General features: G+C 51.6%; 1 protein-coding gene and 1 pseudogene. Both read left to right on the plus strand.

All coding sequences use genetic code 11. The annotated features are described in order from the left end of the window. Window positions 1-186, plus strand: a pseudogene (locus tag EJP87_RS16185) (methylenetetrahydrofolate--tRNA-(uracil(54)-C(5))-methyltransferase (FADH(2)-oxidizing) TrmFO); the annotation flags it as partial. 172 nt (window positions 187-358) lie between these two features. Then, a partial coding sequence (locus tag EJP87_RS16190; protein WP_130472882.1) for a peptidoglycan DD-metalloendopeptidase family protein occupies window positions 359-1,528 on the plus strand: 1,170 nt, incomplete at its 3' end.

Raw genomic sequence — 1,528 nt, forward strand, 5'->3', positions numbered from 1 at the left:
ACAGCGCACGGCGCCTTGTTAAACCATATCACTGCTGGTGCCAATAGTGCCAATTTTCAACCGATGAATATCAATTTTGGCCTCTTTCCTGAGCCACCACCTGCTACGCGCAAAAACGACCGGAAAGGGGCTCTGGCAGAGCGCGCTTTACAAGATCTGCAATGCTGGATCGGCAAAAATGCTTGACATTGTTTCTGTTGTGTAATAGAAGGGTCAAAGCCGGTCAGAAAGCCGGTGGGGATTTTTCCGCACCGCAAACATACGTTAATCACAAAATTGGATTGAAATTTGCTTTAACCAGGTTTCGCTCTGCTTTTGTGTAAGTTACGTCAATCTGATGACTGTGAGAACGAAGATCATGCTCGTTTCCCGGAAAACCCAGAAGTTCCTGCTTGCCAAAGACTCTTCCCTGATGGAATCGCGCCTGCTCTCGCAGCGCGCGCTGCGTTATTTGCGCTTGCGTCGCTTTTTATATCTGCTGTTGGCAATGGGTATCGTGACGTTGGTAGCGGTGCAACAGGTTTCTGATGCCAGTACGCGGCAGCATCAAAGTGCTTCCGATTATTTGACATGGTTATTGCGTGGCGATGATGCGCGCTCAACGGCGAAAAGTGAACGAGCAGTGCCTGGTGCACCACTTTTGGCCTCGCTGCCGCGCACCCTGAATACCAGCGATGAAAGCACGATGTTGCGCATGGATTTTGGTATGACCCATGCGGTTATCGAGCAGGTACAAAGCGGCGATACCATTTTTAGTGTGTTGCAACGGCATGGTGTGGCCCGCCCTGTTGCCTTGGCGGCGGCTCGTGAAGGCAAGGCTGTGGCCAAGCGCCACAAGGTCTATAACTTGACACGCACCTTTCGTTTGGGTCGCCTGCTTAAGTTAACCTATGATTCGAGCAATCATCTTTCAGCACTGCACTATCCGTTAGACAATACCCGTACACTGCAGGTGGTGCGCAAGGAGGATGGCACTTTTACCAGTGAAGTGCGTCGGGTACCGATAGGGGTTCGGACCAAGGATAGTGCTGATGAGGCAGAAGCAACGATTGTCACTCAGGCCCCTCCTCCACCCATTTTGCCGCAAAATATACCTTTGCCAGTACGTGATCTGTTTAGTGGTGCAGCCCATCAGGTGCGAGATACAGTGCGCACTGGAGATCTCTTGACCACGCTGTTGGCGCGCCATGGCATCAATCAGTCAACCGCCTATCAGGTGGCAATGGCAGCGCGTCCGGTGTTTAATCTGGCCAAGATGATGAAGCCGGGTCAGGATGTGCGTTTGGCCATGGATGAGCAGGGTGAGTTGATTGGTCTCGCCTACTCGATGAATCCTGATTCCTTGTTGTGGGTAATGCGTCGCGCCAATGGTACTGCCTATAAAGCGCATGTGCAGAAGAAGCAGTTTGATACCCAAGTCAAGCGCATTGCAGGAACCATTGGTGAGGATGGTTCGCTTTTTATGGCTGGCAAAGAGGCTGGTTTGTCGCAAAGCATGGTGGTTAAACTGGCCAAACTCTTTGAGTGG

The sequence above is a fragment of the Candidatus Magnetaquicoccus inordinatus genome, from assembly GCF_004217665.1.
Classification (GTDB): Bacteria; Pseudomonadota; Magnetococcia; order Magnetococcales; family Magnetaquicoccaceae; genus Magnetaquicoccus; species Magnetaquicoccus inordinatus.